Here is a 7,662-nt window from a genome sequence, read left to right as displayed (position 1 = left end):
ACGGGAGAATGCCATCCATATGGGCAAGCGGTATGTCCACAACGACATCTGCTTCCCGGCGCAGATCGTCATTGGCGAAGTGCTGGCCGCGCTGCAAAGCGGGGAATATGATCTGAACAACACCGCCGTGGCCATGGCCAAATACATCGGGGACTGCCGCCTGACCCATTACAGCGCCCTGCTGCGCAAAGCGCTGGACGACGCGGGGTTTGCGCAGGTGCCGATCCTGACCAACGACGATCAGGACGCCCATAACCTGCACCCCGGCTTCAAGCTGAACCTGCTGTCCTCGGTGCGGATCGCCTACGGGCTGCCCATGATCGATGCATTGGAAGAACTGCTGCGCAAGATCCGTCCCTACGAACTGGAGCGGGGCGCTGCCCAGCGGGCTTTTGATCAGGCGATGGACGCACTGGTGGAAGGCATGGAACAGGGCGGTGTCCGTGGTGCGGCGGAAGGGCTGCGCAAGGGCATTGAACTGCTGAAAAACGTGCCCTACGACCGGTCCCATCTGCGGCCCCGGGTGCTCATCGTGGGCGAATACCTGCTGAACTTCCACCCCGGCGCCAACCGGGATATCGAGGCCTATCTGGAGCGCAACGGCTTTGAGATCATCGAGGCCCGGATGACCGACGTCATCCAGAAAACCTACTTCTATCAGGACAGCCAAATCAAGGAGCAGCATGTAGGCCGTACACCGGCCGAAAAGGTGTGGTACCGTACGGCGGATCATCTGTTTGACGCGGCCCATGACCTGACCGACCGCATCGCGTCGGCCCATCCGCTCTACGAGAAGGCGGCCCGGATTCAGGATCTGGCCCGCAAGAGCGACCCCATCATCCCCCACACCTTCGACGCGGGGGAGGGCATCCTGATCCCCGGCGAGATTTTACACCACGCCGAAAACGGCTGCCGGGCCTTTGTCATCTTGCAGCCCTTCGGCTGTCTGCCCAACCATGTGGTGGGCCGGGGCATTACGAAAAAGATCAAGGAACAATACCCCGATGCCCAGATCTTGCCCTTGGACTATGACCCCGACGTGAGTTTTGCCAACATCGAAAACCGGCTGCAAATGCTGGTGATGAATGTGCGCCACGGCGCTGGCGGCACCACCCCCGGCGGAAGTCTTGACAAAAGCCGGCAGAAGGACTAATATGTAATAGGTTACTTAATTGGAGGGGATGGCCGATGGCGGGCACGATGCCCTTTGGCTTGAAGATCGCGATCATCAACCGGGCGTTTCACAAACGGCTGGATGAGAAGGCTGCCGCGATGGACCTGACTGCAGTACAGTTGCGGGTGTTGGGGGCCATCAGCCGGTTGGAGGCGGCGGGCCAGACCGAGATCCACCAGCAAGATCTGGAGCGCATCGAGCGGGTCAGCCACCCGGCTATGACCAAAATGCTGCAGCGGCTGGAGCACAAAGGCTTTGTCTGCTGCGTGCCCAGCACGCAGGACCGCCGGTACAAGAAAGTAAGCTGTACTCCCCAGTCCCGGGGCATCCACCAGTTGATTTTGGAACAGGATGCCGAGGTGCTGGCCGAGCTGTGCAGGAACTTTACCCCGGCACAAAAGGAAGCCTTACAGCAGTTGGCGGATCAGCTACTGAGCAACATCGATTCGGAGTGACTGCCCTTTCGGGGGCGGGTCCATTTCCGGGCAGTGCGTCGAAACGAGCTTTCGGCGCTACTGCCTGCTTTTTTGTCCAAATAAGTAACTAGTTACTTAATAAAGAGAGGAAACAAAGTATGCAGAATGCAAAAAACGAAGCGAGCAACGCCTTTGCCACCGAGCCCATCGGCAAGCTCATCACCAAGTTTGCCATCCCGTGCGTGATCTCGCTGCTGGTCAACTCACTGTACAACATTGTAGACCAGATCTTCATCGGCTGGGGGGTAGGCTACTTGGGCAACGGCGCCACCAACGTGGTGTTTCCCATCACCATCGTGGCGTTGGCCCTCTCGCTGATGATCGGTGACGGCGGCGCCGCCTACCTGAGCCTGAAACTGGGCGAGGGGGATACCGCCAAAGCCCGTCGGGGTGTGGGCAATGCGCTGGCCATGGTCATTGTGGTCAGCATCTTGCTGGCGGCGGTTTTTCTTGGGTTCATCAACCCCATCCTGAATCTCTTCGGCGCCACCGATGTGCTGCGCCCCTACGCGCTGGAATACGGGTTTGTCATCGGTCTGGGTCTGCCTTTCATGATGATTCCCGCGGCTCTCAACTCGATGATCCGTGCCGACGGCAGCCCCAAGTATGCCATGTTCTCGATGATTTTGGGGGCCGTCATCAACACGGTGTTTGACCCCATCTTCATCTTTGTCTTCGGCATGGGGGTGCGGGGCGCCGCCATTGCCACTGTCATGGGGCAGGTGGCTTCCTTTGTCTTTTCCATCATCTATGTGTTCCGGTTCAAAAACTTCCGGCTGACCCTTGCCGACCTGCGCCCGCAGGTAGCCGTATGCCGCAATGTGCTCAGCTTCGGCATCAGCAGCTTCATCACCCAGATCGCCATTACCATTGTTATGGCCCTGTCCAACAACATGTTGGCCTCCTACGGCGCCCAGTCCGTCTATGGGTCGGAGATCCCCCTCACCGCCATGGGCATTGTCATGAAGGTCAACCAGATCCTCATCTCCATTTTGGTAGGCATCTCCACCGGCGCCCAGCCCATCATCGGCTTCAACTACGGCGCCAAGAATTTCCACCGGGTGCGCAAAGCCTTCGACATCGCACTGGTGGCCTCCGAGATCGTGGCTGTTGTGGGCTTTTTGATCTTCCAGTTTGCGCCGATGAGTGTCGTTTCGCTCTTCGGTTCCGAGGAAGGGCTTTACAACGAATTCGCTGTGTTGTCCTTCCGCATCTTCCTGCTGCTCTGCCCGCTCACCGGCTTCCAGACCGTGGCGGCCATCTATCTGCAGGCCATCGGCAAACCGGGCAAGTCGGCCCTTCTGTCCCTGTCCCGGCAGATCATCTTTTTTGTGCCGGCAGCTCTGATCCTGCCCCGCTTCTTGGGCGTGTTGGGGGTGTTGTGGACCGGTCCGGTGGCGGACGGTCTGGCCTTCCTGCTGGCGCTGGGACTCATCCTCTACGAGCGCAACCAGCTTAAAAAAGTCTCTCATGCCGAATAAGGCATCCCATCGGAAAGGAGCATTGTTATGACCAAACATCGTGTCATCACCATCAGCCGCGAATTTGGCAGCGGCGGCCGAACCATCGGCAAGAAGGTGGCGGAAAAACTGGGCATCCCCTGTTATGACAGCGAGCTGATCCAGCAGATCGCCGCCGAAAGCGGCTTTGACAGCCGGTATGTGCAGGAAGCAGGGGAGTACGCCCCCGGCGGTTTTCTGTCCAATCTGTCCAACCGGACCTTCGGCCCCACCAACGAGGACTATCTCTGGAAAATCCAGTACCAGATCATCTCCAATCTGGCGGCCAAAGGCCCTTGTGTCATTGTGGGGCGCTGCGCCGACTATATCCTGCGGGATAAGGCGGACTGTCTGCGGGTCTTTATCCATGCGGACGCCGCGTTCCGGGCCAAGCGGATCGTGCAGGAATACGGCGAACGGCCCGAGTCCCCGGAACAGCGTTTGAAAGACAAGGATAAGCGCCGGGCCGCCTACCACCGTTTTTATACCAACATGGAATGGGGCCACGCCCAGAACTATGACCTGACGCTGAACAGCGGCACGCTGGGCATCGATAAATGCGTGGAGATCATCCGCGGCTTGTATTGACCTGTTCCATTTTTTCCTTCCTAAACCCAACAGCCGGGCACCGTGTATACGGTGCCCGGCTGTTGGGCTTTTGGGCAAAGGAAACTTCACAGTTGAAGGGCCTGCCCGGTTTTTCGGTATTCACTGGGGGAACAGCCGGCGGTTTGCCGAAAGACCCGGGAAAAATAGTTTACATCCAAAAAACCACAGTATTGGGCGACGGTCTGGATCTGCAGTTGGGTGGTCGCCAGCAGGTTGCCTGCAAGCCGCATCCGCTCCTGCAAAATGTACTCGGTCACCGTCTGCCCGGTTTCCTTTTTGAAGCGGGCCGAAAAGTAACTGGCGTTGCAATCCAGCATCCGGGCCAAGGTGTGCAGATTCAACGGCTCGGCCAGATGCTGGCGTATATAAAGGATGGCGGTCTGTACCGGGCGGGAGCAGCCTTGCAGGCTGTGCTGCTGCACCAGCAGGCAGTAGTGGTCGGCCATCTCCAACACCAAGGCTTGGGCGTCCCCGGTGGTGGGCAGCTCTTCAATGCGGGCTGCGTAGGTACGGGACAAATCGTCCAGATAGACGGGATGTCCCCCGCCGCTCTGGGACGCCTTGCGGCAGAGGGTGTTCAAAATGATGCAGTAATTTTTTAGGTTGCGCACCGGGTCCGCCAACCGAGGCTCCACCGATACCTGAAAGTCGGAGCCGTCCAACAACTGGCGTAACTTTCGGCGGTCGCCCTTGGCAATGGCTCCCATCAGTTCATCTTCCAGATGGTAGCGGTTTTCCAGCCGCTGGATCAGGGCCGGCAGGTCCACTTCCCGCTGGGGGACTGGCTGGCCTGACGCCGCCAACTCGTCCTCCAAGTTTAGCTGCTGCACCTGTACTTGCCGGCCGCACAATGCTTCGCAAAGGCAATAGGCCATGGCGTAGAAGGGACTGCTGTCGGCAATGTAGGGCAGGGTGGGGTAAAATTCCTCCAGCAGCCGGGCGCGGGCCGGTGACAGGTTGAACCGCTCGGCGGTTTCCATGATTTGTTGTGCCGAGGGCCGGATGGAAAGATACGGTCCGACCACCATGCCACGCGGTCCTTCAGGCATCAGAAAAAAGAGGTAGTGCAGATAAAAACGGTCGACTACATGGTAGAGACAATCCGGCTCCATGTGGGGGAAAAACGCCCGGCATGCCGAAAAGACCGAAGGCTCCACCCCCAGCTGCCGCCGCAACCCTGCATCGATCTCTACTTCGCCCTGCACCGGCAGAGCAAATTCTTGGCTGCCGATCCCCGCCTTTTGTAGGGTTTGCAGAAAAAAAGAGAACTCCTTTGGGCAAATCATACAAAAACCACCTTCCTGCTTTGACGCTGTGGGCAAAGTATACAGATAGTATGCGCTTTTTTCTGCACAATGACAAGAGGAAAAACAAAAATAATCCAGAATTAACACGAAAATATTCTAATAAAGCGGCGCGAACTCTGGTAAGATATAGACAATGTCCGGACAACGAATCTTTTCCCCCTCTCACGATGTGCAACGAAGGAGTGATCGTATGAACCGCAGCCCTACGGTGCGTCCGTTTGGCATCCGCGACAAGGTCGGGTACTTGTTCGGAGATTTTGGCAATGATTTTACGTTTGTTTTTTCCACCATGATGTTGATGAAATTCTACACCGACGTCATGGGGGTATCGGCCGGTGTGGTAGGCATCGTTATGACGGTGGCACGGCTGGTGGATGCCTTTACCGATGTGACGATGGGACGGATCTGTGACCGCTGCCGTACCACAGCCAACGGCAAGTTCAAGCCGTGGCTGCTGCGTATCTGCGCACCGGTGGCGCTGTCCTCCTTTTTGATCTACCAAAGCGGCTTGGCCGGGTTGCCGATGGCCGCCAAGATCGTCTATCTGTTTGTGACCTACATCCTGTGGGGGTCGGTGTTTTACACGGCCATCAACATCCCCTACGGGTCCATGGCTTCCGCCATCTCTGCCGAGCCGGATGACCGGCAGTCCCTTTCCACCTTCCGTACCATGGGCGGTACGCTGGCCGGTGTGGTCATCGGCGTGGGCTTGCCCCTGATCGCTTACGAGAAGGTGGACGGCGTCGAAACCTTGATCGGACCCCGGGTTACCGCGGCTGCGGGGGTCTTCTCGGTGCTGGCCATTTTGTGTTACCTGTTGTGCTATCATATGGTAACGGAACGGGTACACATCGAAACGCCGGACCGTCCGCAGGAATCCATCGGCGCTATGCTGAAAAGCGCCGTACATAACCGCGCCCTTATCTCGATCATTGCAGCCTCCATCGTCATGCTGCTGGCCCAGCTCACCATCCAGAATATGAGCGGCTACGTCTACCCCGACTATTACAACAATGCCTCGGCGCAGTCGGCCTCCAATCTGACCATGATGGTGGCCATGCTGCTGGCCGCCGCGTTGGTCAAGCCGTTGGCCAAACGCTTCGGCAAGTGTGAGGTCAGTGTGGTATCCAGCGCGTTTGCGGTGGTCGTCAATCTGGTCCTGTTTGTGGTGCGTCCCCAAAATGTCTGGGTCTATGTGGGATTCCAATTCCTGTGCTGGCTGGGGCTGGGCATGTTCTCGATGGTATCGTGGGCACTGATCACCGATGTGATCGACTATTCCGAGATCCAGACCGGGCGCCGGGAGGATGGCACGGTTTATGCCCTGTATTCCTTCGCCCGCAAACTGGGGCAGGCTGCCTCGGCAGGGCTCAGCGGCCTTTTGCTGGAAGCGATCGGTTACTCCGCCGCCACCCGCACCGACCCTGTGGTGCAGGAAGGGCTCTTCAACATTTCGGTGTTGGTCCCGGCACTGGGCTTTGCGCTGCTGGCCTTGATCTTGTGGTTCTGGTATCCGCTGCACAAAAAGCAGGTGGACGAAAATGTGCGGATCCTGAAAGAGAAGCGTACCCATGTGGTACAATAATGTGGGAGGTATTTCTATGCGTACCATTGTGAACATCAATCATAAGTGGGCATTCCGAAAAGCGGCAGAACTGCCGACAGACTGGCCTGCCCAGTGGGACATCGTCAACTTGCCCCACACGTGGAACAACATCGACGGGCAGGACGGCGGCAATGACTATTGGCGCGGTACCGGCGTCTATGTGCGCCAGCTTCGTCGGGAAGACCTGCCCGAAGCGCAGGCCTATTTCCTCGAGGTCAACGGCACCAATTCTTCGGCGGATGTCTATCTGAACGGGACAAAGCTGGCCCATCACGACGGCGGCTATTCCACTTGGCGGGTAGAACTGACCGAGGCCTTGCAGGCGGAAAATCTGCTGGTCATTACGGTGGACAACGCACCCAATGACCATGTGTACCCCCAGATGGCGGACTTCACCTTCTACGGCGGGTTGTACCGGGATGTGAACATCCTCTGCGTACCGGCCACCCACTTTGATCTTTCCTACTATGGCGGCTGCGGCCTGCACCTGACGCCGGATGTCAGCGGCAGCGTGACGGTGGAAAGCTGGGTCACCGGAAACACCGCAGACACCGCGGTGCGCTGCACCATCCGGGACGGGGCAGGCCAGACGGTGGCGCAGACCACAGGCGCCGCCGGCAAGACCCAACTGCAGGTGGAAAATCCTCATCTGTGGCAGGGCCGCAAGGATCCCTACCTGTATACCCTGACCGCCGAACTGGTGCAAAATGGGGAAGTGCTGGATACCGTCAGCCGCCGTTTCGGCTTCCGCAGCTACAAAATCGACCCGGAGCAGGGCTTCTTCCTTAACGGAAAGAGCTACCCGCTGCATGGTGTTTCCCGGCATCAGGACGGCTGGGGTGTGGGCAATGCGCTGACCAAGGCAGACCACATCCGGGATATGGACCTGATCTGTGAGGTGGGCGCCAATACCATCCGGCTGGCCCACTACCAGCATGACCAGTTCTTCTATGACCTGTGCGACGAGCGCGGCATGGTGGTCTGGGCCGAG

General features: G+C 58.2%; 7 protein-coding genes. 6 read left to right on the top strand and 1 reads right to left on the bottom strand.

Features of this window, described 5'->3' with window-relative positions:
* The 4 genes from Q0526_RS14155 to Q0526_RS14140 all read left to right on the top strand — a co-directional run.
* Positions 1 to 1,153 (top strand): 2-hydroxyacyl-CoA dehydratase (locus Q0526_RS14155; RefSeq protein ID WP_298734868.1); only part of this gene is annotated, 1,153 nt, incomplete at its 5' end.
* A gap of 35 nt (positions 1,154 to 1,188) precedes the next feature.
* Positions 1,189 to 1,629 carry a MarR family transcriptional regulator gene (locus tag Q0526_RS14150; RefSeq protein ID WP_298734866.1) on the top strand — a complete coding sequence of 147 codons (441 nt, stop codon included), beginning with the start codon at positions 1,189 to 1,191 and terminating at the stop codon, positions 1,627 to 1,629.
* Between the two features lie 119 nt (positions 1,630 to 1,748).
* Complete coding sequence (locus tag Q0526_RS14145; RefSeq protein ID WP_298734864.1) at positions 1,749 to 3,131, top strand: MATE family efflux transporter; 1,383 nt, start codon at positions 1,749 to 1,751, stop codon at positions 3,129 to 3,131.
* A gap of 27 nt (positions 3,132 to 3,158) precedes the next feature.
* Complete coding sequence (locus tag Q0526_RS14140; RefSeq protein ID WP_298734862.1) at positions 3,159 to 3,737, top strand: cytidylate kinase-like family protein; 579 nt, start codon at positions 3,159 to 3,161, stop codon at positions 3,735 to 3,737.
* Between the two features lie 86 nt (positions 3,738 to 3,823).
* Here Q0526_RS14140 and Q0526_RS14135 read toward each other — a convergent pair whose 3' ends face one another.
* Positions 3,824 to 5,044 (bottom strand): AraC family transcriptional regulator, encoded by a 1,221-nt coding sequence (locus Q0526_RS14135; RefSeq protein WP_298734861.1) that lies wholly within the window; start codon positions 5,042 to 5,044, stop codon positions 3,824 to 3,826.
* A 211-nt stretch (positions 5,045 to 5,255) separates the two neighbouring features.
* Between Q0526_RS14135 and Q0526_RS14130 the strand changes: the two genes are divergently transcribed.
* Positions 5,256 to 6,650, top strand: coding sequence for a glycoside-pentoside-hexuronide (GPH):cation symporter (locus Q0526_RS14130; RefSeq protein WP_298734857.1), 1,395 nt, complete (start codon positions 5,256 to 5,258; stop codon positions 6,648 to 6,650).
* Between the two features lie 16 nt (positions 6,651 to 6,666).
* A partial coding sequence (locus Q0526_RS14125; RefSeq protein WP_298734855.1) for a glycoside hydrolase family 2 TIM barrel-domain containing protein occupies positions 6,667 to 7,662 on the top strand: 996 nt, incomplete at its 3' end.

This window comes from uncultured Subdoligranulum sp. (assembly GCF_937890665.1).
Note: the sequence above shows the minus strand (reverse complement) of the source record. Positions and strands in the feature narration are given on the sequence as shown.